Annotated in this window: 17 protein-coding genes and 3 pseudogenes; 10 read left to right on the forward strand and 10 right to left on the reverse strand. The window is 59.9% G+C overall.

Annotation, left to right across the window (positions count from 1 at the left end; genetic code table 11):
• Positions 1–5,157: VCBS domain-containing protein (locus CAG47_RS14825; RefSeq protein ID WP_085725607.1), on the forward strand; the 5,157-nt coding region annotated here is incomplete at its 5' end.
• A 222-nt stretch (positions 5,158–5,379) separates the two neighbouring features.
• Positions 5,380–6,144, forward strand: a pseudogene (locus tag CAG47_RS14830) (tetratricopeptide repeat protein).
• Between the two features lie 13 nt (positions 6,145–6,157).
• Here the strand turns inward: CAG47_RS14830 and CAG47_RS14835 are convergent.
• Complete coding sequence (locus CAG47_RS14835) at positions 6,158–6,553, reverse strand: RidA family protein (protein ID WP_085725608.1); 396 nt, start codon at positions 6,551–6,553, stop codon at positions 6,158–6,160.
• Between the two features lie 141 nt (positions 6,554–6,694).
• On the opposite strand from CAG47_RS14835, the gene CAG47_RS14840 reads away from it, so the two are divergent.
• Together CAG47_RS14840 and CAG47_RS29000 are read left to right on the forward strand one after the other, a co-directional pair.
• Positions 6,695–7,609 carry a LysR family transcriptional regulator gene (locus tag CAG47_RS14840; RefSeq protein ID WP_085725609.1) on the forward strand — a complete coding sequence of 305 codons (915 nt, stop codon included), beginning with the start codon at positions 6,695–6,697 and terminating at the stop codon, positions 7,607–7,609.
• Positions 7,610–7,929: 320 nt separating this feature from the next.
• Positions 7,930–8,122 (forward strand): annotated as a pseudogene (locus CAG47_RS29000) (IS66 family transposase); the annotation flags it as partial.
• A 153-nt stretch (positions 8,123–8,275) separates the two neighbouring features.
• Here the strand turns inward: CAG47_RS29000 and CAG47_RS14845 are convergent.
• A complete protein-coding gene (locus CAG47_RS14845; protein WP_085725610.1) occupies positions 8,276–8,665 on the reverse strand; it encodes a MerR family transcriptional regulator in 390 nt (129 codons plus the stop codon).
• A 74-nt stretch (positions 8,666–8,739) separates the two neighbouring features.
• Between CAG47_RS14845 and CAG47_RS14850 the strand changes: the two genes are divergently transcribed.
• Positions 8,740–9,819, forward strand: coding sequence for an SDR family oxidoreductase (locus tag CAG47_RS14850; RefSeq protein WP_085725611.1), 1,080 nt, complete (start codon positions 8,740–8,742; stop codon positions 9,817–9,819).
• 332 nt (positions 9,820–10,151) lie between these two features.
• Positions 10,152–11,657 carry a sensor domain-containing diguanylate cyclase gene (locus tag CAG47_RS14855; protein ID WP_085725612.1) on the forward strand — a complete coding sequence of 502 codons (1,506 nt, stop codon included), beginning with the start codon at positions 10,152–10,154 and terminating at the stop codon, positions 11,655–11,657.
• 156 nt (positions 11,658–11,813) lie between these two features.
• Here CAG47_RS14855 and CAG47_RS14860 read toward each other — a convergent pair whose 3' ends face one another.
• From CAG47_RS14860 to CAG47_RS14875, 4 genes are all read right to left on the reverse strand, one after another.
• A complete protein-coding gene (locus CAG47_RS14860) occupies positions 11,814–12,581 on the reverse strand; it encodes a TorF family putative porin (RefSeq protein ID WP_085725613.1) in 768 nt (255 codons plus the stop codon).
• A 101-nt stretch (positions 12,582–12,682) separates the two neighbouring features.
• Complete coding sequence (locus tag CAG47_RS14865; RefSeq protein ID WP_085725614.1) at positions 12,683–14,428, reverse strand: amidohydrolase; 1,746 nt, start codon at positions 14,426–14,428, stop codon at positions 12,683–12,685.
• Between the two features lie 64 nt (positions 14,429–14,492).
• On the reverse strand, positions 14,493–15,710 hold the full coding sequence (gene mhpT, locus CAG47_RS14870) for a 3-(3-hydroxy-phenyl)propionate transporter MhpT (protein WP_085725615.1): 1,218 nt from the start codon (positions 15,708–15,710) through the stop codon (positions 14,493–14,495).
• A 306-nt stretch (positions 15,711–16,016) separates the two neighbouring features.
• The gene (locus tag CAG47_RS14875) at positions 16,017–16,469 is read right to left on the reverse strand and encodes a MarR family winged helix-turn-helix transcriptional regulator (protein WP_085725616.1); all 453 of its coding nucleotides are present in this window, start codon (positions 16,467–16,469) and stop codon (positions 16,017–16,019) included.
• Between the two features lie 185 nt (positions 16,470–16,654).
• Between CAG47_RS14875 and CAG47_RS14880 the strand changes: the two genes are divergently transcribed.
• From CAG47_RS14880 to CAG47_RS14895, 4 genes are all read left to right on the forward strand, one after another.
• Positions 16,655–17,485 carry a p-hydroxycinnamoyl CoA hydratase/lyase gene (locus tag CAG47_RS14880; RefSeq protein ID WP_085725617.1) on the forward strand — a complete coding sequence of 277 codons (831 nt, stop codon included), beginning with the start codon at positions 16,655–16,657 and terminating at the stop codon, positions 17,483–17,485.
• Between the two features lie 123 nt (positions 17,486–17,608).
• Entirely contained in the window at positions 17,609–19,057 is a 1,449-nt protein-coding gene (locus CAG47_RS14885) for an aldehyde dehydrogenase (protein WP_085725618.1), read from the forward strand.
• Positions 19,058–19,243: 186 nt separating this feature from the next.
• A complete protein-coding gene (locus CAG47_RS14890) occupies positions 19,244–21,112 on the forward strand; it encodes a feruloyl-CoA synthase (RefSeq protein ID WP_143515866.1) in 1,869 nt (622 codons plus the stop codon).
• Positions 21,113–21,227: 115 nt separating this feature from the next.
• Positions 21,228–22,091 (forward strand): amidohydrolase family protein, encoded by an 864-nt coding sequence (locus tag CAG47_RS14895; protein ID WP_085725620.1) that lies wholly within the window; start codon positions 21,228–21,230, stop codon positions 22,089–22,091.
• A gap of 66 nt (positions 22,092–22,157) precedes the next feature.
• Here CAG47_RS14895 and CAG47_RS14900 read toward each other — a convergent pair whose 3' ends face one another.
• From CAG47_RS14900 to CAG47_RS14915, 4 genes and pseudogenes are all read right to left on the reverse strand, one after another.
• A complete protein-coding gene (locus tag CAG47_RS14900; protein WP_085725621.1) occupies positions 22,158–22,874 on the reverse strand; it encodes a gamma-glutamylcyclotransferase in 717 nt (238 codons plus the stop codon).
• A 171-nt stretch (positions 22,875–23,045) separates the two neighbouring features.
• Complete coding sequence (locus tag CAG47_RS14905; protein ID WP_085725622.1) at positions 23,046–24,005, reverse strand: alpha/beta fold hydrolase; 960 nt, start codon at positions 24,003–24,005, stop codon at positions 23,046–23,048.
• 16 nt (positions 24,006–24,021) lie between these two features.
• The gene (locus tag CAG47_RS14910; RefSeq protein WP_085725623.1) at positions 24,022–25,434 is read right to left on the reverse strand and encodes an FAD/NAD(P)-binding protein; all 1,413 of its coding nucleotides are present in this window, start codon (positions 25,432–25,434) and stop codon (positions 24,022–24,024) included.
• Between the two features lie 144 nt (positions 25,435–25,578).
• Positions 25,579–25,719: pseudogene (locus CAG47_RS14915) on the reverse strand (MAPEG family protein); the annotation flags it as partial.
• Positions 25,720–25,991: the final 272 nt, after the last annotated feature.

Consider the following 25,991-nt stretch of genomic DNA (forward strand, 5'->3'; position numbering starts at 1 on the left):
GGCAGCAATGACGCACCGGTGCTCAGTTTTGCCACCGGCAACGATGCCGGTGCCGTGCAGGAGGACACCACCCTCAGCGTCAGCGGCCAGTTCAGCTCGACCGACATCGATCACGACGCCACCGCGACCTGGAGCATCAATGGCGCGTCCACCGGCACCTACGGTTCGATCGCCGTCGACACCAGCGGCCAATGGACCTACACCCTGGCCAACGGCAGCGACGGGGTCGCCAGTGCGGTGCAATCGCTGAAGGCCGGCGAAAGTCACAACGAAGTGTTTACGGTGCAGGTCAGCGATGGCCTCGGCGGCGTCGATACCCAGCTGGTGACCATCACCGTCACTGGCAGCAACGACGCGCCGGTGCTCAGTTTCGCCACCGGCAATGATGCCGGTGCCGTGCAGGAAGACACCACCCTCAGCGTCAGCGGCCAGTTCAGCTCGACCGACATCGATCACGATGCCACGGCGACCTGGAGTATTGCCGGGGCAAATATCGGCACCTACGGTTCGATCGCCGTAAACAACAGCGGTCAATGGACTTACACCCTGGCCAACGGCAGCGACGGCGTTGCCAGTGCGGTACAGTCGCTGAAGGCCGGCGAGAGTCACAACGAGGTGTTCACGGTGCAGGTCAGCGACGGCCTGGGCGGCGTCGACACCCAGCTGGTGACCGTCACCGTCACTGGCAGCAATGACGCACCGGTGCTCAGTTTTGCCACCGGCAACGATGCCGGTGCCGTGCAGGAGGACACCACCCTCAGCGTCAGCGGTCAATTCAGCTCGACCGACATCGATCACGATGCCACGGCGACCTGGAGTATTGCCGGGGCAAATACCGGCACCTACGGTTCGATCGCCGTGAACACCAGCGGCCAATGGACCTACACCCTGGCCAATGGCAGCGACGGCGTCGCCAGTGCCGTGCAATCGCTGAAGGCCGGCGAGAGTCACGATGAGGTGTTCACGGTGCAGGTCAGCGATGGCCTCGGTGGCGTCGATACCCAGCTGGTGACCGTCACTGTCACCGGCAGCAACGATGCACCCGTGCTCAGTTTTGCCACCGGCAATGATGTTGGCGCGGTGCAGGAAGACACCACGCTCAGTGTCAGCGGCCAGTTCAGCTCGACCGACATCGATCACGATGCCACGGCGACCTGGAGCATCAATGGCTCGCCAACGGGAACCTACGGTTCGATCGCCGTGGACACCAGCGGCCAGTGGACCTACACCCTGGCCAACGGCAGCGACGGCGTTGCCAGTGCGGTGCAGTCGCTGAAGGCCGGTGAGAGTCACGATGAAGTGTTTACGGTGCAGGTCAGCGACGGCCTCGGCGGTGTCGATACCCAGCTGGTGACCGTCACCGTCACCGGCAGCAACGACGCGCCGGTGCTCAGTTTCGCCACCGACAACGATGCCGGTGCCGTGCAGGAAGACACCACCCTCAGCGTCAGCGGCCAGTTCAGCTCGACCGACATCGATCACGATGCCACGGCGACCTGGAGTATTGCCGGTTCAAATTCCGGCACCTACGGTTCGATCGCGGTGAACAACAGCGGCCAATGGACCTACACCCTGGCCAACGGCAGCGACGGCGTTGCCAGTGCCGTGCAGTCGCTGAAGGCCGGCGAGAGTCACAACGAGGTGTTTACGGTGCAGGTCAGCGACGGCCTCGGCGGCGTCGACACCCAGCTGGTGACCGTCACCGTCACTGGCAGCAATGACGCACCGGTGCTCAGTTTTGCCACCGGCAACGATGCCGGTGCCGTGCAGGAGGACACCACCCTCAGCGTCAGCGGCCAGTTCAGCTCGACCGACATCGATCACGATGCCACTGCCACTTGGAGTATTGCCGGGTCAAATATCGGCACCTACGGTTCGATCGCCGTGAACACCAGCGGCCAGTGGACCTACACCCTGGCCAACGGCAGCGACGGCGTTGCCAGTGCGGTGCAGTCGCTGAAGGCCGGCGAGAGTCACAACGAAGTGTTTACGGTGCAGGTCAGCGATGGCCTCGGCGGCGTCGATACCCAGCTGGTGACCATCACCGTCACTGGCAGCAATGACGCACCGGTGCTCAGCTTCGCCACTGGCAATGATGCCGGCGCCGTGCAGGAAGACACCACCCTCAGCGTCAGCGGTCAGTTCAGCTCGACCGATGTCGATCACGACGCCACGGCGACCTGGAGCATCAATGGCGCGTCCACCGGCACCTACGGTTCGATCGCCGTGAACAACAGCGGCCAATGGACCTACACCCTGGCCAATGGCAGCGACGGCGTTGCCAGTGCCGTGCAATCGCTGAAGGCCGGCGAGAGTCACAACGAAGTGTTCACGGTGCAGGTCAGCGACGGCCTCGGTGGCATCGACACCCAGCTGGTGACGATCACCGTCACCGGCAGCAACGACGCACCGACGATCACTTCCAACGGTGGCGGGGCGACGGCGTCGATCAACGTGGCGGAGAACACCACGGCGGTCTCGACAGTGGCGGCGACCGATATTGATCTGCCGGCACAAACGCTGAGCTACAGCATCGTCGGCGGAGCGGATGCCGCGAAGTTCTCGATCGTTTCGGGCACAGGCGTGCTGAGCTTTATTTCTGCACCCAACTTTGAAGCACCGACTGATTCGGGAGCGAACAACGTTTATGACCTGATTGTGCGGGCGTCGGACGGCACGCTGTTTGACGACCAGGCAATCGCGGTAACTGTGACGGGAGTCAACGACAATGCCCCGGTGATCACCTCCAACGGTGGTGGTGCGACGGCTTCGGTCAATGTGGCGGAAAACACCACGGCGGTTACGACGGTGGTGGCGACCGATGCCGATCTGCCGGCGCAGACGCTCAGCTACTCGCTGCTGAACACGGCCGGGACGGACTTCAACAAGTTCTCGATCAGTTCGAACGGGGTACTGACGTTCAACTCGGCGCCCGATTACGAGAATCCCCAGGATGTCGGTGGTACCGACGGTGACAATGCCTACGTTGTGGACGTTCAGGTGTCCGACGGCAATGGCGGAGTCGACACGCAGACGATTACGGTGAACGTGCAGAACGTCGTTGAGACGCCCGTTGATACCGTGGCGCCAACGGTGATAGTGACAGGGACTGCCTTGGGCAGTTCGGCGGGTTCAACGTCGACGGTCACATTCCAGTTCAGTGAGACGGTGAGCGGTTTCAGCCTGGCTGATGTATCAATGACGACAACGAGCGGAACGCCACGGGGAACCTTCAGTAACTTTACCCAGGTTGACGGCGATACCTACACGGCAACGCTGACCAGAACGCTGGGCGGTAGCATAAAAGTCGACGTTGCCGCGAACAGCTACACCGACCTGGCGGGTAATCCTGGTGCGGCCGGGAGCAGTGCAAACCTTCCGGCAGGCGTTGCCGGCGAACCCATCAATCTGGCCCTCAACGTTCCACGGGCCGATATCAGCGGCCCCGTGACGGTGACCATCAGCGGTGCTCCTTCGGGGTGGGTATTCAATGCAGGAACCGACAATGGCGATGGCACCTGGACCGTGCAGACCAGCGATCCCGGCGCATTGACTGTGACAACTCCAAGCGAATTCGCCGGTGCGTTGGTGCTCGATGTCAACATGTACTGGAACAACAGCGACGGCAGCAGCGCCAGCGCCTATGTGTTCAACAACGTCGAAATCTATGCCCCAGGCGCACCGATCTTCGCCTTGTCCGCCGACGACAACCTGACCGGCTCGTCCGCTGCCGACACCTTCGTGTTCGCCCAGCCGATCGGCGACAACGTCATTTACAGTTTCGACGCGGCGGCGGACAAGATCGATTTGATCGGCTTCACAGGCGTCAACGATTTTGCGGATGTGTCTATCGCCAACGACGCGAGCGGCAATGCCGTGCTCAGCATCAGCGACCATCAGACGATCACGGTCAACGGCGTGGATGCGGCGGCGTTGAGCGCGGCCAATTTAATGTTCGATGTGGACCCGGTCACAACCAATACGGGCACCATCACCATTGCCGACGGCGCGATCATGCCGTTCGGTGGCCGCATCGACAACAGCGGCACCATAGCGCTCGGCTCCACCGGCAGCAGGACCGATCTCGAGATTCTGTTCCGTGGCGCGACATTGACCGGCGGCGGGCAAGTGGTGCTGTCCGACAGCGCGCAGAACGTGATCTTTGGTGGCAGCGCCGACACGGTGCTCACCAATGCCGACAACACCATCTCGGGTGCCGGCCAATTGGGTACGGGGCAGATGATGCTGGTCAACTCGAGCCAGATCCTGGCCAGCGGCGTCAATGCGCTGGTGATCGATACCGGTAGCAGCGCCGTTACCAACACGGGTGTGCTGCAAGCCAGCGGCAGCGGCGGACTGGTGATTGAAAGTGCGCTCCTCAACAGCGGCAGCCTGTGGGCGAACGATGGCAACATCACTGTCCACGCCGATGCCAGTGGCGCAGGAAGGGCGACGATCAGCGGTTCGGCGATCCTGGAATTCGGTGCTGCCTCCGATCAGCATGTGACGTTCGACAGCGGCGCGGCCGGCACGCTCAAGCTTGATGAGTCCACGGCGTTCAGTGGCAGCGTCAGCGGTTTTACCGCAGGTGACAGGCTGGACTTTGGCGATATTGCGTTCGGCGCCAATACGCAGATCACCTATGCGGCGAATGACACAGGCACCGGCGGCATGCTGACCCTGAGCGACGGTGCACATTTGACGCAGGTCGCGATGAATGGCCAATACGTGGCGGCGGGGTTGCAGGCGAACGCCGAGGGCGGCGGCAGTGAGTTGGCCTACGATGCTGCGGCGGCCAATCACACGATGCTGGGTGGCCTGGCCAACGACACTCTGGTTGGCGGTGCGGGTGACGATCTGTTCGTCGGCGGGCAGGGCAACGACATGCTCATCGGCGGTCTTGGCAACGATACCTTCGTGTTTGCTGCGGCAGACTTCGGCAACGACTCGATCCAGGACTTCGATATCAATCCGGCCGGAGGGCAGGACTTGCTCAATATCGCGGGGCTGGGGATCAGCAGCGAGACATTCGCTGCCAACGTGAGCATTGCGTCTGACGGGGCGGACACAGTGATCGGGATCGGAGTGGACACGATTCGCCTTGTCGGTGTTGACAGTGCAGGTATCGATCAGACGGACTTTATCCTGGCGACATGATGCTTTTGCTGCTGACCGCGCGTTGCTGCGCGGTTGCGGAGCCCATCGCGAACACATTCGCGATGGGCTCTGTTGGCGGTAAAGTCCTGGCCGCGGTGGCCTGTGCAGCGGGAACTTCAGGGCACTGCCCAGGTCAATTGGGGCCCTGTATCGCAGATGCCGAGCAGCGCTATGGCCTGTTTTACTTCAGTGCCGTCCGAGGTCAGCCGAGTTCGCCCCCTGATGCCAACCAAGAGTTTTCTGTCCGGACTCATCCTGGCGTACTGCGCCGTCGCGTCGCTTTGTTCGGTTGCTGCCGAGCGAAGGGTGTCCGCGCAAAGCAACAATGCATCAACCACCCTGATCGAAACCGCCTCGCGGCAGTATGAAAATGGCCAACTGGACCAGGCCGCTGCCACGTTGGAGCGTGCCCTGCATATCCAGCCGAACAATCCCGCGACGCTGCATTACCTCGGTGTGTTGCGTCTTCAGCAGGGGCAGTACCAGCAGGCTGAAACCCTGGCGGCGCGCTCGAACTTGCGGGTTGGTGGCAACGTCGCATTGCGCAACCGCAACTTCCAACTGATCCAGGCGGCGCAGCAGGCCCAGGCTTCGGGAGCGAAACCCAATGCCAAAGAGGACCTGGTCGCGGTACAGAAGGGGCTGGAAGAGGAGACCCAGAGGCGCCGCAAAGCGGAAATGGCGGTTTTTGAGCAATCCAATCCGGACACCGGGCGCGACGCTGGCAACTTCGCTGGTGCAGAGACAGATCGGCTTTAGGATGCGCCGGCGGCTGGCAGAGCCGAGCCCGAAGGACAATTACAAATGGTCAATGTCGAGCCTGAGCCGGCGTACACCGAGGTTGAGATTCCCCGTGGCCATATGCCGCCTCCGGGTAAATGCCGAATCTGGTTTCCTGACCGCCCGCCGGGGCATCAGCCTGCACCCGGCAAATGCAAGAAGCTGCGACATCGGGTTCCGTCAGGGGCCTACCTGGTGCACGGCTGAGGTTTGACCGACTCTATTGCGGTAGTCTGGCGATCACCTTGATTTCGAAGTCGAAGCCGGACAGCCAGGTCACGCCGATAGCGGTCGCCGTGGGGTAGGGAGCTTCGCCCCAGTACTCGGCCGCCACCTCCCAGATGGTTTCGAATTTCAAGTCGGGGTCGACCATGAAGATAGTCGTGTCGACCACATCCTCGAAACTACTGCCGGCCTCGGCCAGGATCGCGTTGAGGTTGGCGAAGGCCATGCGAACCTGTGCCGCGAGGTCCGGCTCCGCCGAGCCATCCTTGCGACTGCCGACCTGACCGGATACGAACAGAAAACCGTTGGAGCGAATCGCCGGCGAGTAGCGGTGGAGCTCGTACAATGCATGGCGGTCAGGCGGGAAAACGACATCACGTTTGCTGGTCATTGCATACCTCCTTCGGGGCCATCGCGGCCCGGTGTTTATGGTGAAGCCACTATAAAAAAGGCCACCGACCTGAATAAACGCGCAGCTCTGGTCATGACTGTTTGTAGAATCCAAACAATCCAGACCCGAGTGAGGCGTGAAATGGACCGTTTCGATGCAATGCAGGCGTTTGCCCGAGTGGTGGAAACTGGCAGCTTCACCAAGGCGGCAGCCACCCTGCACATGAGCAAGACCACCGTGACGCAGCTCGTTCAGCAGCTGGAAGCCAGGCTGCGCGTGCGCCTGCTCAACCGCACCACACGCAAGGTCAATGTCACCGCCGACGGCGCGGCCTACTACGAACGCGTCGTCCGGCTACTGGTCGACATGGACGACGCCGAGACCAGCTTGTCCAGCGCGTCGATGACACCGCGCGGGCGGCTGCGGGTGGATGTACCCAGCCCACTGGCGCGCATGCTGCTGATACCAGCTTTGCCGGGGTTCTTTGCACGTTATCCAGAAATTCAGCTGACCTTGGGCGTGAGCGATCGCATCGTCGACATCATTGGTGAAAACGTCGACTGCGTGGTGCGTGGCGGCGAGATCACCGATCAGTCCTTGGTGGCAAGGCATGTGGGCGATTTGAAACTCGGCATCTATGCCGCGCCCGGTTATTTGCAGCGCTTCGGTACGCCGGTGCATCCCCGTGAGCTGGAGGAGGGCCGGCACAACACCGTCGGTTTCCTCTGGTTTCGCACAGGCAAAACCTTGCCCTACGCGATGCAGCGGGGTGAGGAGCGTATAGAGGCCCAGGGCCGCCCGCAACTGACGGTCGACGACGGCAATGCGTACCTCGCCGCCGGCTTGGCTGGTCTGGGCATGCTCTGGCTACCGCAGTACATGGCCAGACCGCACCTGGTTAGCGGCGAACTGCTGCCACTGTTTGAAGACTGGCACATGGCGCCAATGCCGATGTATCTGGCATTCCCGCCGAATCGCCATGTCAGCGCCAAGATGCGGGTATTTATCGACTGGGTAATGGAATTGATGGCCGAGCATGCGCCGGTTGTTGGGTGACACAGGTGTAAACCCATTTCAGGACCGGACACTCTGAGTTTCCGCTCCTGGCCGATTCTGTTGAAAAAGTCGACCATGGTTTGCCCATCAGAAAAATACGCGCCCGAGATTGAAGTCCTTATTTTTGGTAGAGGCTTTCGGACTCGGATTTCACGTAGCCGCGTGCAAAAAAGGCGTTTTCACCAGTCAATGATCAGGCAGTTTGGATAGACCGACTTTTGCAACAGAATCGGCAGCTTCCTGCCCGTCGCGAGAGGCAAAAAGCGACCCAAAGCAGACATCATGTGTCTGGCAAATCCGGAGCAATTCACTGATGGGGAAATCGAATCCGGCCGTGGACTTTCGGGCGTTCAAACTGGCTATTCGCGTGCTCTTTACGCAGCGGCAAACGTGCGGCCGTGATGATGCGTTTGAACCAGTCGGCACGGCTAAATTGCCATTATCCGTATGCGTATTTAAGGGGGCGTGCTCACGGGGCTGCCGATGCAGAAGCTGAGTGAATTTATCAGGTAGCTGCCGAAAAGATGGGCGCCCGTTTAACCACGCAAGGTCTTTTTGGCGGACGCTTAATGCCCAGGGCCTGGCCACAAGGTTTTGGAAAATGCGTAAGCGATGGGCGTGAAACCGGGAGCAGGCTGCAGCTTCCGGTTCCCGGATGCTGACAGTTCAGTTGGAAGAGTTGCTCAACTGCTGAAGCTCAAGTTGCTTGGCGGCACTGGCTTCGAGATTTGCACGCTCTTCATCCAGATACCGATAAATGCCTTGAAGGTTGGTGATTTTCTGTTTGATCTCTGCCATTTTTTTTTCAATTAGCCTGGCGCCGTCAGCACAATCAATCAGCTTGTTGCGCTGCGCATCCAGAATCTCGCCTATTTCCCCGAGGGAAAACCCCATGCTTTGCGCACGCTGGATAAAGTCCAGATCCTGCAGAGTTTGCGCTGAGTAAACGCGATAGTTGTTAGTTTGCCGCAGCGGTGAGATCAGGCCGATTTGCTCGTAGTAACGCAGCGTATGGCGGCTGGCGCCGCTGCGGGCCTCGAGTTCTCCGATTTTCATGAAAACACCGCTTGACTATAGAGTTGGCTCGATAGTTTACGCTTGATTTCTCACCTTGAACAAGGAACAGGGAAATGAGCGTGGAGTGCTTTGTCACGGGGGGGACCGGCTTTATCGGTCAACATTTGCTGGCGAATCTGAGTGCAAAAGGTCACACCATTCGGGTGTTGATGCGTCGACCGGAGCGACTCGCTGCACTGCGGGAGCAGGTCGACAATTTGGGCGGGTGCGCAGCCCGGGTATTTGCCGTAGCTGGCGATCTGGAACGGGACAACCTCGGGCTGAGTCTTGCCGACCGAGAAGTGCTGAAGCGCGCCAGAGTCATATTCCACCTGGGCGCCCACTTCGCATGGGGGCTTTCAGTGGAGCATTCTCGTGCAGTGAATGTGGAAGGGGCAAAGCGCGTGGCGTTGTTGGCGGCTGAGCAAAAGAGCCGGTTAGTGATGATCGGTGGCTACATGCTGAAAAATCATGAGCATCTGCAACGCATCGGAATTGATCCACGTCGTCCGGAGTTGACGAATTGGCCTGCCGTCTACCGACAGGTCGGTGGTTACGAGGGAAGCAAGCTGGAGGCGCATTTTGCGACCCTTGAGGTCATGTCTGCCAAGGGTGGGGATATTACCGTTGTCCATCCTGCGACAGTTTGTGGTCACAGCCGCACGGGGCATATCCTTGACGGTCAGCCGCTGGTGGAACTGATACGCAACCTCGTGCAGGGAAAGCTGACAGCAGTGCCCGGTACCGCCAAGCACTGGCTGCCACTGGTTACCGTGGATTACCTGGTCGAGCTGGTGGCGGTTTGCGCTTTTGATCCTGCCATGGTGGGCCAGGAACTGCTGGCGCTTGATGACCAGACTCCAAACTTGCGAGAACTCCTGGTACAGGTGGCACAACCTTTGGGCTTGAAGTCTCCCAAACATTACATTTCACTCCGACTACTGAAGTTGCTACTGAGTATTCCTCCCGTCGCGTGGTTTTTGAATACAAAACCCGAAGCCTTGGACTTTATCCAGACCACTCGTTTTGATACAGCAGCGGTCGAGCAATTTGCCAACAGGCATGGAATAGCCAAGCCGGATATACGTCAGTCATTGCAGCACACTGCAACGTTCGTCAATTCATATTGCATAGCGAAGGGCCAGGCCCTCTGACTTCTCCCTTCCGTCCCTTCGACCAAGTGAGCTATTTTCGGGTTCTGATTACTTTGGCAATCAGTGGTATTTAAGTCTTTTTGAGCGACTGATCGCTTCTGGTCGCTTCCTGCCCGTCGCGACCGATTGAATCCACAATCCGTCGGGGACAGGTGTCAGGCGTATTGCCTGGCCGCCGAACGAGCAGCTCTTCGAGCGAACAGCCTCATAAAATCAGTTGCTGCAACGGTTCATCTCTACTTGTACCCTTGTTCAAGGACGAATGGCTGCAGAGATGGGCTTGGCCCCTTGGTCGCTGGAGCGGAAAAGCGGACTTTTTCTAAGGTAGTAACGTGAAGCGTGATACCCATCTTGTTGTGCTTTTGTTGTTGGTCATCGGTTGTTCCCTGGCGTCACTGACCGTCTGGAAGGTGTTGGCCTCTCGTGATCGAGCACTGGAGGAAGTGGATGTCCATGGCTTGAACCTTACCCAGGCGCTCGCTACTTATTCGGAGGGCATTGTCCGTCAAAGCTCGCTGCTTTTGCTCGGGCTTGTCGAACGCCTGGAAACCGAAGGTAGCGGCCCTGCGCAGATTCAGCGGCTCAGCGCATTGGTCAACCGCCAGGTGCCGCTGATGCCCCAACTCAGTGGTATCGCGATCTACGATAATCAGGGACGCTGGTTGATGTCCTCCAACAGGCCGATTCCCGCCGGGGCGAACAGCGCTGATCGCGCCTATTTCGTTCATCACCGCGACGATCCATCCCGTGAGATCTTTGTCGGTCCGCCAATCCAGAGCCGTTCCAATCACGAATGGGTGATCACCGTCAGCCGTCGTTTCAATGGTCCTCGCGGCGAGTTTGCCGGCGTCGTGGCGGTCACCCTGGGGATCGAAAATTTCCTGCGGTTGTTTGGAAAGATCGATGTAGGGCAGGAGGGCGCTATTGGCTTGTCCTATACCGACGGTACGTTGCTGGTTCGCTATCCTTTCCGCGAGCAGGATATGGGGCGTAACTTTTCCAAGTCACCCATCTACGAAAAGTATCTGGTCGATCGATCAGTCGGCACCGCTTCGTTCACCTCCAGCCTGGACGGCGTGGAACGGCTTTACGCCTTCCGGAAGAGCGAGCTGCTGCCGCTGGTCACTACTGTGGCACTCGGCAAGCACGAAGCCCTCGCCGCGTGGCGAACGGAGGCATTGCTGTCCGCGGTGGTGGTGACGGGTCTGCTGGGCCTCACCGGTCTCATCGGTTGGTTTCTGATCCTGGATATCCGCCGGCGTACCAGAGCAGAGGATCAGTTGCGTGGGGCTCAGCAGCAGTTGCTCTCATCGAATCGGCAACTTGAGCTGCTTGCGATGAAGGATGCCCTTACCGGTTTGGCAAACCGGCGCTGCTTTGATGAGAGCCTTGCCATGGAAGCTCGGCGAGCACAGCGTGAGGGAACGACGTTGGCATTGCTGATGATTGATATCGACTACTTCAAGCGTTTTAACGACACCCTCGGACATGTGGCTGGAGACGCATGCCTGCAGACGATTGGCGGGATTTTCGAGGCATGCGTAAGGCGACCGTCGGATCTGGTGGCACGTTATGGCGGAGAGGAGATTGGCATCATCATGCCTGACACCGACAGCGACGGTGCTGCGGTGGTGGCGCAGCTTATCCTCGACCGTTTGATGCAGGAGAATATTGCGCACGACTCCAGCCCGTTCGGGCGGCTGACTGTGAGCATCGGCATTGCTGCAGCCATGGGTTCTCGATTGAACCATCTGCAAGGGTTGATCAAGGTGGCTGATCAGGCTCTGTATAACGCCAAGGCGTCGGGACGTAACCAGTTTGTGAGGGGGGGAGAGTGACAGGTGCTCATTGCCGCTTCTGGCCGTTCGGTGCCTGTCGCTTTTTATAGGCGGTATGGGGTGGGGGCAGGCAGGTCCTACCCATCTCTGGCTGCGCCCCCCCTCAGGTGCTGGGTCGAACAGGGTAATTTGCTCAATACCCTCTTCAGATCAGCCTCAGAACGTCTTGCTGACGCTGGCGACTACGGTTGCGCTGCACGAGTCTCCATAGCCGTACCAGCTGGCGCATTCGCTCTGTGACAAATCGGTGTCGATGTAACTCAAGCCCCAGGTCAATCCGATGAAGTCGCGGGTCAGGCGTACTTGCCACTCACGGTAAGCGTCGCGGCTGCTGCCGTCGTGGGCGAAAAATGCCGGGTCCTTCATGTCATTGCGCCCGTAGCGCAGTTCGAGGCCGACTTCGGCCGGAAGTACGGTCTTGTAGCCCAGCCAGGTATAGAGGGTGTCCTGATGCTTGCCGAAGAAGTTCTCGACATCGTTGGAGTAACTGACGCCCAACTGTGCGTCATACGCGCCGAGCACGGCGTAGACCTCGCTCATGTTGAACTCGCTGTTCTTCGGGTAACTGTATTTCATGTAGCCCAGGTCGAGGTTGAAAACATCGCTGATCTGCCAGTAATAGCCGGCGTATGAGTCGAGTTCCTGGCGGGTCTTGAGCGTTTGCCGGTTACCTTCGGCGTCGATGGCAGAACCGAAATCGACGTTCGAGGTCCAGACGCCGGCATACAGGCCACTGTTGTGGAGCAGGGTCAGTTCAAGCTGCGCGGCCGGGTCGCCGAGGGTCTGGCTGATGCCGCGGCTGCGATAATCGCTGACGGCGGTCAGCTTGACCTGGAGATTGAAATCTTCACTGAGGGGCACGGCCTGGGAGGCCTGAGAGGCCAACGCAAGGCCGGCGAGGATGAGTGCTTGTGTTGCGTGCATGGGGTTTTCCTTATTGTTATTGGGGCACGTTTGTCTGGACATGGCTTCGCCATTCCCCCCGCCGTGAGGCAGGGAGTCAGGCGTTTATTGGCGTGGGTGTATCAGGAGGCGGGGGCGTACACCTGCTTGCCGGCAAAGAAGGTCTGCAGGACCTGGGTGTCAGACAGCTCCTGGTCGCTGACCTTGAACACATCACGGTCAAGGACGATCAGGTCAGCCTGTTTGCCGGGCGCCAGGGAGCCGATCTGCCGTTCCAGGCGCAGCGTCTTGGCGGCATTGAGGGTGTAGGCCCGGAACATGCTGTCGCGATCCATTCTTTCGGCGCCGTTGAGCACGCCGAACGGGCCTTTGCGGGTGACGGCCTGGGCGATGGCGAGCCACGGGTTGGGGCTCGAGACTGGCCAGTCGCTGGCACCGGAGATGGTCGCCCCGGCCGCCAACAGCGAATGGGCCGGGTACTGGCGCTGGTAGGCCGACGCACTGATGTAGGGTTTGACCAACGTCTCGGTATAGCTTTCGGCGGTGGCCCACAGCAGTTGCATCGAAGCAATCACGCCGAGCTGCTTGAAGCGCGGGTAGTCCGCGGGTTCGACCAGTTGCAGGTGGGTGATGCTGTGCGCCACGGGCGGGGTTGGGTTGAGCTTGCGTGCGTAGTCGAAGCCGTTCAACGCCTCGTGCACGGCACGGTCGCCTACGGCATGTACGTGCACGATCCAGTCATGCTGCTCGGCTGCCACGACCAACGGGCCGAAGCTGGCCGGGTCGATCAGCAACTGACCACGCTTTTGGCTGTTCTTGTACGGTTCGATGACCGCAGCTGTCTGCCCCGGAAACTCCATGACCCCGTCGGCAAAGATCTTGATGCCGGGGAAGGTCAGGTTTGGAATGCCCTGGTATTTGTGCATGACCTTGCCGAGCACTTCCAGGTCGGCCGGTTCGCTTTTCGGGTTGGCGATCAGCAGGGCGGCGACGTGGGCGCTGAGTTCGCCGTTCTGCGCCAACTGGCTGTAGAGCGGCAGTACCCCGAGGTCGTTTTCGGTGGGGTGCATCTCGAACGTCGAATCGCTATGGCCGGCATTGGCGGCGGCGTCCATCCAGGCCGTTACGCCATACTGGATGTTGATCTGTACGGCCTTGCGGGCAGCCTCGAGCATCGTCGCTTCGGTAGGGCCGGGGAGTTGGTTGCGCACGCGGTCCCAGCCGCCCTCGGCCATGTAGCCTGTAGGGGTGAAATCGGCGTCGTGGGCGATATAGCTGCGGTCTTTTTCCGACAGGCTCTTGACCAGCGCCGCGTCGATTTTCGCTCGCTTGAGCATGGCGTCGTTGGCCCAGCCGGTATGGCCATCGACGCCGCTGAGGACCACAGGCTGCCCGGCCCAGCGGCCGTGGTTGAAGATTTTGCCCAGTTCGCGGCTTTGCTCCCAATAAGCTGAATTGACCCCGGAAATATTGATTACGTCAGCCTTGCGCGCACGCCCGGCCTGGTCCTCGGCCATCACCCATTGTTCGAGCTCGGCCAGCGGCTTGATTTCGTCGTGGAGGTTCGAGCCCATGCTGTCGAAGGCGCCCATCACCGGGTGGCTATGGGTATCGATCATGCCTGGCATCAACACCTTGCCACCGAGGTCGATGCGTTGCGTGGCGGCATCGGCGAGCCCCTGAATTTCGGCATTGCTGCCGACCTTGAGGATCTTGCCGTCTTCCACTGCTACCGCCTGGGCCAGGGCCTGGCCGGGTTCTGCGGTGAATACTTTGCCATTGAACAGGATGAGGTCGGCCGCGGCCATGGACTGCGTTGAGGAAAAAGCCAGCGCCAGGGCCAGCAAAGTGGGGGTGAAGCCTTTCATGGGTGAACCTCTTTTTTTGTCAGTCGTTTGAGCGTGCAAGGTGTCTCGGAGCCAGGCTCGGTTTCTACGGAGCTGGCGAATGGCTCAGGCCTGCGTTGCGCTGACGCAGGAGAACGATCAGGCCAACGGCGGCGATCACGATGCCTGGGGACGCAGCCAGCATCAGCCCGGATGCACCGGCGCCGGTGGCCAACATCTGGCCTGCGATCAAGGGGCCGCTGATTGAACCCAGCCGTCCGACGGCCACGGCCGAACCGACACCCGTGGCACGAACCTGTGCCGGGTAGAGCTGGGGTGCCAGCGCATACAGAATCAACTGCGCGGCGAGGACGAAGAAGCCTGCGGCAAAGCCCGCCAGCAGCATGCCGGTCAGGTCGCTCGAACGGCCGAGCGCCAGAAGCGATACCAGGATGCCGATGTAGATCAGGCTGACGAGCAGGCTGGCGCGCCACCGGTCCAGCAGCAGCCCTGCGAGAACCGAACCTGCCGCCATGCCGAGGTTCAGCAGCAGCTGGACCATGCCCGCCTGCGGTCGAGTGAAGCCCTGGCCGATCAGCAAGGAGGGCAACCAGTTGAGCAGCATGTACACCACGGTCAGGGTGAAGAAGCAACTGACCCACAGCAGCAGTGTGGAGAGCGCCTGTCCTTCCCGGAAGAGGCCCTGCCAAACGCTGGGGCGAGGCGTAGTGCCGGTTTGCGCTTGGCCTTTGTAAGCCGCCGATTCAGGAAGCAGAACGTGCAACAGCGGCGCAACCAGCAGGGGTGTCCAGCCACCCACATGGAACACCAGTTTCCAGTTCTCTATGCCCCCGAACAGACTCGCCAGCGAAGCCAGTGCGCCACCCAGAGGCACGCCGCAGTACATGAGGCTGACCGCAGTCGCCCTTGCCGAATCATCGGCGGACTCGGAAGAAAGGGCTATCAGGTTGGGTAATGCGGCTCCGAGGCCCAGGCCGGTCATGAAGCGCGCGACCAGTAAGCCAGGAAGATCCCAGGTCGCCGTGGTGATCAGTGAGAAGCACCCGAACAGAATCACTGAACCAATCAGCACGTATTTGCGGCCGATCCTGTCAGCCATCAGGCCGCCCAGAAAAGCCCCGGGCAGCAACCCCAGGATGCTCGCACTGAACACCCAGCCCATCTGCGCTCTATCCAGGCCAAACGCTGCGGCTATACCCGGACCGGCGATGCCGGCGGACTGGATATCGATGCCCTCCAGCAGCGCCACGACAAAACACAGCAGAACGGTGATGACGGTCAAACCCTTTGGCGAACGGTTCATGCGACCTCCCTGCAAGCAGGCAACCGAATAGCGCGTGCTGGCGTGATTCGAGCGAGTCTGCTGGTGTGGGCAATGGCTGTGGTGAGCTTGATTGGCACGACACTTTCGGAAGGCTTGGGCATGGATGTTCTCGTTTTGTATTGTTGTTGTACGAAACTAGTTATGTCTATTAACGTGTTTTCGATGGTAGATCTCGAGAACAATCTCGTCAACGCCAAAACGATCTGATTTCGAGCGGACACGGACACGCCCCCAAACGACTGGGTTTGGGGCGGTCAGGGGAGGGCGGTCGTGTAAAGGGGAGGGCTAGAGGCAGTCGTGGTTGCGATTGATTTTCTGCAGCAAGCCCAGTAACTGCGCGCGCTCGGCGTCGTCGAGGGTCGCGGTGGAGGCTTCATCGCTCTGCTGCGCGATGACTTTCAATTCCTTGAGAAGCTGCTCGCCAGCCTTGCTCAGGAACAGGCCATAGGCGCGCTTGTCGGGTTTGCAGCGAACGCGCACCGCTAACGCTCGCGCTTCCAGCTTGTTAAGTAATGGCACCAGTTGCGGTGGCTCGATGTCGAGCGCGCGGGCAAGGTCGGCCTGCACCAGGCCCGGGTTCTGATCGATGATGGCCAATGCGGAAAACTGCGCGGGTCTGAGGTCGAATTTTTCAAGCTCATTGACCAGGTGTTGGAATACCTTCAGCTGCGCTTTACGCAGCGCGTAGCCGATCAATGTGTCCAGCGAAACCTCGGGATTGTCATTCTGGGGAGGCATATCCACCGCGATCTCATCAGTTACTGGGATTAAGGGAATGTTTCGATTATCGCACCATTCAAGGGATCAGGGCCAGCCAGCAGGGAATTTGATTAATTTAAATAATGATTAATTGACATAACTAAATTGCGAAGCTAATTTCGTTCCAACAAAAACGGCAGACAAGCCAGGAAACGGGGTGGGACATGAGCAAGTACGAGAATCGCTGGAAAACCGTCAATGTCGACGTGCAGGACGGCATCGCCTGGGTGACCTTGAATCGCCCGGAAAAGCGCAATGCCATGAGCCCGACCTTGAACCGGGAAATGCGTGATGTGCTGGAGACCGTTGAGCAGGATGCCGATGCCAAGGTGCTGGTGTTGACAGGGGCCGGCACTGCCTGGACCGCCGGGATGGATTTGAAGGAGTATTTCCGTGAGGTCGATGGTGGCCCCGAGATTCTTCAGGAGCGCATTCGTCGTGATGCTTCCGAGTGGCAGTGGAAACTGCTGCGCATGTACAGCAAGCCGACGATCGCCATGGTCAATGGCTGGTGTTTCGGCGGTGGCTTCAGCCCGCTGGTGGCGTGTGACCTGGCGATTTGTGCCGACGAAGCGACCTTTGGCTTGTCGGAAATCAACTGGGGTATCCCACCGGGCAACCTGGTCAGCAAGGCGATGGCGGACACGGTCGGCCACCGCGAGTCGCTTTACTACATCATGACCGGCAAGACCTTCGGAGGAGCGAAAGCCGCCGAGATGGGCCTGGTCAACCGTAGCGTGCCCCTGGCGCAACTGCGTGAAGAAGTGATCCTGCTGGCCCAGGATCTCCTGGACAAGAACCCCGTGGTGCTGCGCGCAGCCAAGATCGGCTTCAAGCGCTGCCGTGAGCTGACGTGGGAGCAGAATGAGGACTACCTGTACGCCAAGCTCGACCAGGCGCAACTGCGTGACCCGGAACACGGGCGCGAACAGGGCCTCAAGCAGTTTCTGGACGACAAGAGCATCAAGCCGGGGCTGCAGGCCTACAAGCGTTAAGCCCGTTTCAGGTCGGTGCTTGATCCCTTTCGCCAGGCGGCATGATCCTTTGCGGCTGCGTTTGCCCACGCACTGATCTGAAATCAACCATTCCAGTATTCAAGAACAATCGAGGAATGATTCATGTTCGACGTGCCCTTGTTGATTGCAGGTCAACCTTGTCCTGGTGGCGATGGACGGACCTTCGAGCGTCGTCATCCGGTCTGCGGCGAAGTCGTCTCGACTGTCGCAGCCGCCACGCTCGAGGATGCCGATGCCGCTGTGGCCGCGGCCAAGGCCGCTTTCCCGGCATGGTCCGCGTTGGCGCCCAATGAGCGCCGCACCCGCCTGTTGCGGGCTGCGGACCTGATGCAGGCTCGAAGCGCCTTGTTCATTGAGATGGCAGGTGAAACCGGCGCGATGGGCAATTGGTACGGGTTCAACGTCAAGCTGGCGGCCAACATTTTGCGTGAAGCGGCATCCTTGACCACCCAGATCAACGGCGAGGTCATTCCTTCCGACCTGCCGGGAAGCTTTTCCATGGCGCTGCGCCAGCCATGCGGCGTCGTGCTGGGGATCGCCCCCTGGAACGCCCCGGTGATTCTCGGTACCCGAGCGATCGCCATGCCGCTGGCCTGCGGGAACACCGTGGTCCTCAAGTCGTCCGAGCTCAGCCCGGCCGTCCACCGCTTGATCGGGCAGGTCATGCATGATGCCGGCCTGGGCGAGGGTGTCGTCAACGTGATCAGCAATGCGCCGCAGGATGCCGCGGCGATCGTCGAGCGACTGATCGCCAACCCGGCAGTGCGCCGCGTCAACTTCACAGGTTCCACCCATGTGGGCAGAATTGTTGGCGAGCTGTGCGCGCGTCATCTCAAGCCCGCTTTGCTGGAGTTGGGGGGCAAGGCTCCGATGATGGTGTTGGCCGATGCCGACCTCGATGCGGCGGTCGAAGCGGCAGCCTTTGGTGCCTACTTCAACCAGGGCCAGATCTGCATGTCCACGGAGCGCTTGATTGTCGACGAAGCGGTTGCCGATGACTTCATCGATAAACTGGCGCGCAAGGTTGCCACGTTGCGCGCCGGTGATCCGGGCGATGAACAGTCGGTGCTGGGTTCGCTGATCGATGCGTCCGCCGGGCAACGCATCAAGCAGTTGGTCGACGATGCGCTGGGTAAAGGGGCGCGGCTGATCTGCGGTGGCCAGGTGGAAGGCAGCATCATGCAACCGACCCTGCTCGATAACGTCGACGACCGTATGCGCCTGTACCGGGAAGAGTCTTTTGGTCCGGTGGCGGTAGTGATCCGCGGCACGGGTGACGAGCAACTGCTGCGCCTGGCCAATGATTCAGAGTTCGGTTTGGCCGCCGCCATTTTCAGCCGCGATACCAGTCGCGCCCTGTCGCTGGCACAGCGAATGGAATCGGGCATTTGTCACATCAACGGGCCGACGGTACACGATGAAGCACAGATGCCCTTTGGTGGGGTCAAGGCCAGCGGCTATGGGAGTTTTGGTGGCAAGACCGCCATTGAGCAATTCACCCAGTTGCGTTGGGTTACTTTGCATCAGGGGCCGCGGCATTATCCGATCTGATCGAGGGCTTCAGGCAGCAAGCCCTCACAACGACAGCTACGAATAAAAACAACAGGGCGCGCCCGTAGTCCGGCGCTACCCCATGCAGCTGATGTCCTTGGCCAAGTCCGTTTGGCCCGACGTTGCGTTGCAACCTTTGCAGAGGTTCAACACGTGAATATCGAATACCCGGCGCAAGCGCCGTCTTTGCTTGCCGACCATGCGCCACTTGCCCAGGTTGCACCCTTTCGCGCCGTCGCGATAGGGCGGCCCGGTGTCGCCATCGAGCGAAAAGGGGACGTGACCTACCTGCGCTCCACCGAGCCACTGGGGCCTTATCCTCGCCGGTTGATGGAGCGACTGATTCACTGGGCACAGGTCAAACCTGACCAGACCTTCGTCGCCCGGCGTGACGCCACCGGGCAATGGCAATACATCACCTACTCGCAAATGCTCGAGCGAGTGCGTTCCATCGCGCAGCACCTGATGGGGTTCGAGCTCAGCCAGGAACGTCCTTTGGTGATCCTCTCGGGCAATGACCTGGAGCACCTGCAACTGGCCTGTGCGGCGATGTACTGCGGCATTGCGTACTGCCCGGTTTCTCCCGCGTACTCGACGGTTTCCCGGGATTTCGAGAAGCTCAGGCACATCATCTCGACCCTTGAACCGGGATTGGTCTTCGCCGCCGAGGGCGATACCTACGCTCGCGCCATCGAGGCTGTCGTTGCGGCGGATACGCCGGTGCTGTTGACGACGGGCGGGTTGTCCGAGCGCGCGCACATGTTTTTCGATGAGCTGCTGGGGCAGACGCAGTGCGCCGATGCCGACGCCGCTTTCGAGGCGGTGCAGCCTTCGACGATTGCCAAGTTCCTGTTCACTTCCGGCTCGACCAGACTGCCCAAGGCGGTCATCACCACGCAGCAGATGCTCTGTGCAAACCAGCAGATGCTCAGCCAGACCTTCCCGGAGTTCACCCTCGAGCCTCCGCTGCTGGTTGACTGGTTGCCGTGGAATCACACCTTCGGGGGCAGCCATAACGTCGGTATCGTGCTGTACAACGGTGGCAGCTATTACATCGATGATGGCAAGCCAACAGCCCAGCATTTTGCAGAGACTCTGCGCAATCTGGGTGAAATCTCGCCCACCGCTTACCTGACCGTGCCCAAGGGCTGGGAGGAGCTTGCGTCGGCGCTGGAAACGGACTCACAACTGAGGGAGCGCTTTTTTGCGCGCATGAAGCTGTTCTTTTTCGCCGGGGCCGGGTTGTCCCAGTCAGTCTGGAACCGCCTGGAAAAAGTGGCGACGGAGCATTGTGGAGAGCGCATCCAGATCATGGCCAGCCTGGGCATGACCGAAACGGCGCCCAGCTGTACCTTCACCACCGGCCCACTTTCCGTTGCGGGCTACATCGGTTTGCCTGCACCCGGATGTGAAGTGAAGATGGTTCCCATGGACGGGAAGCTCGAAGTGCGTTTCCGCGGACCCCATGTCATGCCCGGATACTGGCGATCACCGGAGCAGACGGCACAAGCGTTCGACGAGGAAGGCTTTTACCGCACAGGTGACGCCGTCAGATTCGCCGACCCGGACTCCCCGCATCTGGGGTTGATGTTCGATGGCCGCATCGCCGAGGACTTCAAGCTGTCTTCGGGAGGATTTGTCAGCGTGGGTCCTTTGCGAGCGCGAGTGATTGCGCAGGGCGCTCCCTACATCCATGACGTGGTGGTCACCGGGCCTGATCGCAAGCACATTGGCCTGTTGATTTTTCCGCGCCCCGTCGAGATTCGCCAACTGGCGGGAGTCGAGTCCGGCGCTTCCCTGCGTGAAGCCGTGAGCAGTGCCACAGTCAAACAATGGCTGCTGCAACTCATCGATGGACTCAATGGTGCGGCGACGGGTGTCGCAACGCGCGTGGACTGGGCTGCATTGCTCGATGAGCCGGCTTCGTTGGATCGCGGCGAGCTGACGGACAAAGGCTCGATCAATCAGCGAGCGGTGATGTCCCATCGTGCCGAAAAAATCGAGGCGCTGTATGCCGGCAGCGATCCGGATCGGCAACTGGCGAGTCTTCGCTGAGTCGGTTTTTCGCACACCGCACATCCCGCTTACCTACTGCTTGAAGCCAGCGACCGCCTGCGCGTGTCAATAACGCTGCTGCTTCGCTTTTTGCCTGATTGTTGAAGGAACTGAGATGAACATTGCCGATCTGGTCGCTATCGATGTCCACACCCATGCCGAGTTCTCCTGTCATGAACCGGATGATGACTATCGCATCGAATTTGAAGACGCCAAGCGCAAATACTTTAAATCCGGCTCACCGCCTTCCATCGGCGAAACCATTGCCTATTACCGTGAGCGCAAGATTGGCCTGGTGATGTTTACCGTGGACTGGGAGTTCGAGATCGGACGCAGGAGGGTGCCCAACGAAGAGGTTGCCCGTGCCGCCCAGGACAATGCGGACATGATGATGGCGTTTGCCAGCGTGGATCCCCACAAGGGAAAAATGGGGGTGCGGGAAATGCGCCGGTTGATCGAGGATTTCGGCATCAAGGGCTTCAAGTTCCACCCGACATGCCAAGGCTTTTTTCCGAACGACCGCATGGCCTATCAACTGTACGAGGTTATCGCGGAGTACGGCTTGCCGGCCATTTTCCACAGCGGCCATTCTGGTGTTGGCAGCGGAATGCCCGGGGGAGGAGGGTTGCGTTTGAAGTACTCCAACCCCATGCACCTGGACGATGTCGCGGCGGATTTTCCTGATATGAAAATTATCCTGGCGCATCCTTCGTGGCCCTGGCAGGACGAGGCGCTTTCGGTGTGCTTGCACAAACCCAATGTCTACATCGATCTGTCGGGATGGTCGCCCAAGTACTTCCCGCCTCAGCTGGTGCAGTATGCCAATACCTTGCTCAAACATAAGATGTTGTTTGGTTCCGACTATCCGTTGATTACACCTGATCGCTGGATGAAGGATTTCACCGAGGCTGGTTTCAAGGAGGAAGTCCATTCACTGATTTTGAAAGAGAATGCGATCAAGGTGCTCGGCCTCGGGTGAAGGCCTTTCATGAGTGACGGTTTACACGAGGGTCAATGATCGGCGGGATTCACTCACCCGACCTGGCTATTTCCCAGCAAGCACGGCATCTTCGATTTCCTGTGCGACAAGGCTTTGTATTCGCCACATGTTGCGGTCCCGAATGCCATGCTCCTCCAGCATTGTGACTGTCCGGAACAGGTACTGGGCCGCCGAACCCCAGTGCCCGGCTGCGCGGGCCAGTACATGGGCAACCTGTTCCATGGGCAACTTTCCGGCATAGGCCATTCCGTCGCGTGCTGCGACAAAGGCCAGGGCACGCACTGTCCCTGATTCGGTTTTAACCGAAATCCAGCGTGGGACATTGGTCGGTGGGTTGGCGTCTATTTCCCGCACCATCAACAGTCCCAATTGCTTGAAATGGTCTTGCGCGGGAAGCCGGTATGCCAACCCGTTGCAGCTTCCGCCCCGGTCGAGGGCCAACATCAGGGCCGGCAGTTCGCGCGTGCCGCGCCAGCGAGTCAGTTTGAGGCAGAACGATCGATGCCAGCCGAAGGCGGTGGCGCTACGGCTCTCCAAAACATCGAACTCCGGATTCCAGATCAGTGAGCCATAAGCAAAAATCCAAAGCTCCTGCGGTTTGTATTCGAACAACAGTGCTTCCACCATTGCATCGAACTCTGCTTCGGTGTGTTCGGTCGTGCCCGGCTCGGGGCCGGGATCGGGCTCAAAACGCTCGACGCGAGCGACAAGTTCCGCCGTCAGGTTTGGTTTTTTGGCGGGCTTGGTTCTCAGGGTTGCCATGCCGGCTCTCCCACAGGTTGGTCTCCGCCCCCTGTAGGAGCGAGCATGCTCGCGATGGACGCGGGAACACCGCGGGGCATCAGGCTTCCCGCGTTATCGTTGACGTACATCGCGAGCATGCCGCAAGCGGGCACCCGCTCCTACAGGGAACGCGTTCATTGCGATCAAACATCAGAGTTTTTCGAGGAATCCCAGTAACAGTTCATTGACCTCTGTCGCGCGTTCTCGTTGTATCCAGTGGCCAGCACCTTCAAGGATATGGCACCCGCGCAGTCCTGGCAGTGTCTGCGCGAAGGCTTCGATCTGCCGCGGGGAGCCCGGAAACTTCAGTACGCCGTCGCGGCTTCCGGCAATGAACATCGACGGCTGCCGGATACTGCAGCCGCGCCAGGGCGCCAGCAGTGCCCATGAGCGTGTCATGTTGCGGTACCAGTTCAAGCCGCCGCGAAATCCGCTGCGGGTGAATTCGCCGGTGTAGTAGGCGATGTCCTCGAGGCTCAGCCAGGCTGGCAAGGTTTCCGGTTCGATCATTCTCCCCAGGAAGCCTTTGCCCGCCTGCAGTTGGCCGAACACCGGCCAATCGGGCCCGTCACCCGAGCCATTGAAATAGATGCGTCGGATCGACGACTCGACGTCCCTTTCCAGCTCGGCCTCGGCCACACCCGGCGTCTGGAAATACTGGATGTAGAAGTCGCTGATACCCCGCGAGGCCAGCGCGCTCAGGGGCTCCACGCGCCCCGGTGGCGAGTAGGGGACGCTCATGCCGACCACGGCACGGAACAGATCGGGTCGCATCAATGCTGCGCTCCAGGCCACCAGTGCGCCCCAGTCATGACCGACGATCACGGCTTGCTGTTCACCGAGTGCGTTGACCAACTCCACCATGTCGCCCACCAGGTGGAGTGTGGTGTAGGCGTCGGGTTCGACCGGCGCATCCGTGCCGCCATAGCCACGCATGTCGGGCGCGACCGCCCTGTAGCCGGCGGCCGCCAGCGCGGTCAGCTGATTGCGCCAGGAGTACCACAGCTCCGGGAAACCGTGGCAAAGCAGGACCAGCGGACCTGAGCCCTGGGAGGCTACCTGCATGCGGATGCCATTGATGTCGAGCGTTTCGAGTTGTGGTTCGTTCATGTGCGCTCCCTGCAGTTCAAGCGATGGACTCCAGCAACCGTGGCAGTCTGGTCAGAGCCTGCTGCTTGCTGACGGAGAGCCGATGCAGCTGTGCCAGTTTCTCGGTGTCGGTTTCTTGCAAGCCCCTGACCACCGACGTCAGGAAGTACAAGCGCGACTGCCTGATCCAGCGCGTCAGGCCTTCATGTTCTCCCCAGCGTAGTTGGTTACCCAGGTAGACCGCCCACATTCTGATCCAGTCCGTGGGGACGTGAGGCGGGGGGACCATGGTGCAAAGGGCGTTCATTTCCTCCTGATCGGCCAGATGGCTTTCGACATAGGCGATCAAGGCTGCGCTGAACAAGGGCTGGCAGCTGCTTACCATCAACAGGTTGATCTTGTTCCCATCGAACACCTTCATTTCAGGCAGTGTCGGGATGGCACTGGCGCTGCAGTCAATATGCAGAGCATTTGCACTGGTAGCGATGCTGCCTTTCTCGAGCACGATGCGCGTTGGCTCGATAATCCGTACCCTCCCCAGGCGCACAATGTTGTCGATGCGCCGCAGTTCACGTAATTCTGCCTGTGTAACGATGGCGCAGCGGAAGGCCGTCGGTTCGACGGACTTATCCATGCGCAGGAACTGGCCCGACGCCTCAAGCCTGGAGAACAGGTCAGGGATCGAGTCGGCGGCCGCGATGGCCTCGAATTGTGCCGTGAGGCCGCCGATTGTCCGTTCGAAGCTATCGAGGCCCGGTTGCAGGTTGGCCCGGTCGATCAACCACGGATCGTTCGGCATGATCCAGCAGATGTTTGCGGGCGCAATACCGCTTTGCAGACACCACAGGCAAGCGTCGATCCCGGTCTTGCCGGATCCCACCACTACGTAGCTGGAGTGCGGGCGCTGGATCTTCGGCAGGTTGTTCAGTGGTACGCATTGCACGCCGGGCTCCACCTTGTACCTGGGCGGGTGGGTCGAGGGCACAGCGGTCTGGGTATGGGTGGCGTCCACCACCTTTTTGTGGACCCGCACCTGATGGTTTGCGCCGCTGACCAGCGAGGTAAAGCGATGGTCGTCAATGCGGTCGCCGGTGTAGTCGCACATGGGGAAGTAACGGACTCGGCCTGACGGCAGAAACTGCTGGTTCATCACCTGGTCGTAGTAGCTCACCACCTCGGCGCCAGAAGCCAGCTCATACAAGCCTTGGTTCAATTGCGCATGGTCTTTCTTCCCGCTGCTCAGTTCCCGTGAGTTGACGCCATAGAAAGCCGAAGGCTGGTGTAAGCGGACGAAAGGGTAGGCATCATTCCAGTGCCCGCCAGGCCGGTCGTGCCGATCCACCATCACGATGCTTGCATTGGTTTCCTCGAGCAGTGTATCGACGAAAGCCATGGCCATCGCGCCAGCACCGATGATCAGATAGTCGGTTTCGATCAGATTTGCGTCCATATGCTTGCGCCTTTCTGAAGGTTGTTCCTTGTGACCTCAGTAGATTAGCTATCAATACCGGGACCCATAGAACGAATGCTCCTCACCCAAATAACCGATTGAATTAACAAGCGCAGCACGAATCACCAGCCGTTACAGTGGCACTCAAAGGCTGTAACAAGCGGCTATGCCGATAAGTGCGAGAAAGCACAGCAACTGGATGCAAAAGAAGGTGAACCGTACCGCCACGAACCTGTTGGTCTGCTCATGGGATACGTGAACCAGCGACTGGCACACGCTCGCGATGGAGGCGCAGGCTCCGCGGGGTGTCAGGTAGCCAGTGTCATCGTTGACGACCATCGCGAGCATGCTCGCTCCTACAGTAAATCTGTGGTGTTGCACAAAACCCTGTAGGAGCGAGCACGCTCGCGATGGACGTCAACGATAACGCGGGCTGTCTGAATGCCCGCGTTATCCTGGCGTCTTGCCCTGGGCACAACGCCTTGCGCAGTCGCCGAGCCTCTCTGCACGTCGCTCGACATCGGGCAGCCCTGCAGAACAGCAGCTAAGCTTTCCTG

Source organism: Pseudomonas sp. R37(2017) (genome assembly GCF_002113375.1).
Classification (GTDB): Bacteria; Pseudomonadota; Gammaproteobacteria; order Pseudomonadales; family Pseudomonadaceae; genus Aquipseudomonas.

What these genes read in the sequence shown, in the direction of transcription:
- CAG47_RS14875 (WP_085725616.1), bottom strand. Translation starts at nt 16,469, where the DNA reads ATGCCTCCCCAGAATGACAATCCCGAGGTTTCGCTGGACACATTGATC.
- CAG47_RS14850 (WP_085725611.1), top strand. Translation starts at nt 8,740, where the DNA reads ATGAGCGTGGAGTGCTTTGTCACGGGGGGGACCGGCTTTATCGGTCAA.
- CAG47_RS14900 (WP_085725621.1), bottom strand. Translation starts at nt 22,874, where the DNA reads ATGGCAACCCTGAGAACCAAGCCCGCCAAAAAACCAAACCTGACGGCG.
- CAG47_RS14905 (WP_085725622.1), bottom strand. Translation starts at nt 24,005, where the DNA reads ATGAACGAACCACAACTCGAAACGCTCGACATCAATGGCATCCGCATG.
- CAG47_RS14840 (WP_085725609.1), top strand. Translation starts at nt 6,695, where the DNA reads ATGGACCGTTTCGATGCAATGCAGGCGTTTGCCCGAGTGGTGGAAACT.
- CAG47_RS14835 (WP_085725608.1), bottom strand. Translation starts at nt 6,553, where the DNA reads ATGACCAGCAAACGTGATGTCGTTTTCCCGCCTGACCGCCATGCATTG.
- CAG47_RS14860 (WP_085725613.1), bottom strand. Translation starts at nt 12,581, where the DNA reads ATGCACGCAACACAAGCACTCATCCTCGCCGGCCTTGCGTTGGCCTCT.
- CAG47_RS14885 (WP_085725618.1), top strand. Translation starts at nt 17,609, where the DNA reads ATGTTCGACGTGCCCTTGTTGATTGCAGGTCAACCTTGTCCTGGTGGC.
- CAG47_RS14865 (WP_085725614.1), bottom strand. Translation starts at nt 14,428, where the DNA reads ATGAAAGGCTTCACCCCCACTTTGCTGGCCCTGGCGCTGGCTTTTTCC.
- CAG47_RS14895 (WP_085725620.1), top strand. Translation starts at nt 21,228, where the DNA reads ATGAACATTGCCGATCTGGTCGCTATCGATGTCCACACCCATGCCGAG.
- mhpT (WP_085725615.1), bottom strand. Translation starts at nt 15,710, where the DNA reads ATGAACCGTTCGCCAAAGGGTTTGACCGTCATCACCGTTCTGCTGTGT.
- CAG47_RS14845 (WP_085725610.1), bottom strand. Translation starts at nt 8,665, where the DNA reads ATGAAAATCGGAGAACTCGAGGCCCGCAGCGGCGCCAGCCGCCATACG.
- CAG47_RS14910 (WP_085725623.1), bottom strand. Translation starts at nt 25,434, where the DNA reads ATGGACGCAAATCTGATCGAAACCGACTATCTGATCATCGGTGCTGGC.
- CAG47_RS14880 (WP_085725617.1), top strand. Translation starts at nt 16,655, where the DNA reads ATGAGCAAGTACGAGAATCGCTGGAAAACCGTCAATGTCGACGTGCAG.